Genomic DNA, 1312 nt, shown 5'->3' on the forward strand with positions numbered 1-1312 from the left:
GGTTCATCGCACTTTACCGGGAAAAGCGGCTTTGATTTTCAGGAAGAAGTAGTCGTTATCCCGGTAGCCGTACGCCATCCGCTTGATCACCTTGATTTTATTGTTCATCCCCTCCAGCACGCTGGTATGCATCCGGTAGCGTGCGCTGGCGACGATGCCGTTCAAGTACCTTTTGAGCCGTCTGGCAAATTGTTGGACTGACGGGAGACCGCTGCTGAGGGCCAGACGGAACCAGTCCTTCCAACGCTTTCGAGCATCCTCCTCAGAAGGGGCATACCAGAGCTCCTTGAGCTGATCTTTCAGCACGTAGACCGTCATGAGTGGCTGGTTGGCCTGGAGCAACTCATCAAGCTTAAGCGCCTGCTCGTCCCTGAGGTTGTCTTTGTTCCTCAACAGCAGCCAACGGCTACGCTTGATCACTTGCCTACCCGATTTGTCGTGTCGGAGCTGATTGGCCTGGTCTACCCGCACCCGATCGATCACCTCCCGCCCGAATTTAGCCACCACATGGAACAGGTCATAAACCACGCAGGCTTGGGGGCAATGGTGCTGGACTTCCAGATCCAGGGCTGTGTTCATGTCCATCGCTACCGCCTCGATACGGGCGCAAGCCTCCGGCCCGAGCCATTCAAAGAAAGGCCGGACGGCCGCGCGGCTGCGCCCTTCACCGACCCACAGGACCTGCTGGGTATCTGCATTGATGACGACGGTGGCGTAACGGTGGCCCTTGAACAAGGCAAACTCGTCCATGATCAAGCGCCGAAGCCGGCGCCGATCCGGCTCAATCACCTCGCGTGTGAGGCGGCGGTGATCAATGGCTTTGACGGTATGCCAGTGCAGGCCCAGCAGCTGGGCGACGTGCTGTACGGGCATCAGGCGCACTAGAGACTCAACCCAGTGGATCATCCCCACCGTCAGACGTTGACGTCCTGATAGCCAGCGAATCTGTTCCAGTCTGGGCCCACAGGCCACACAGCGCACGCGCCGCACGGGCACTTCCAGCCAGACGCGGTAATGGAAGAGGTCGCGTTCTCGGACGCGCCGGATACTGGTGTCATGCACGGCAAGGGTATGCTGGCTACAGCCACTGCAACAGGGCAGGCAATCAGCGGCTGGTTGAAGCCGTATCAACAGGGATTGAGAGTCAATCTGGGTATAGGATTCTATGGTGAATCCTTCCCAGAACAAGGCAAGAGGATTAGCATTCATAACGACGGCGGTGAATGGGTTTTTGTTTGGTTTTTGGCGAAAGCAAACTTAACCCGTTTTACCGCCGTCTTCCTTTTCTTTTCCCGCTAATCCGCGATGAACC

The 1312-nt window shown here is 57.2% G+C and carries 1 protein-coding gene; it reads right to left on the reverse strand.

The window, feature by feature from the left end:
• Nucleotides 1-3: 3 nt before the first annotated feature.
• Nucleotides 4-1209 (reverse strand): ISL3 family transposase, encoded by a 1206-nt coding sequence (locus EB809_RS20845; protein WP_123636778.1) that lies wholly within the window; start codon nucleotides 1207-1209, stop codon nucleotides 4-6.
• Between the last annotated feature and the right edge of the window lie 103 nt (nucleotides 1210-1312).

The sequence above is a fragment of the Marinobacter sp. R17 genome (assembly GCF_003789045.1).
GTDB lineage: Bacteria > Pseudomonadota > Gammaproteobacteria > Pseudomonadales > Oleiphilaceae > Marinobacter_A > Marinobacter_A mangrovi.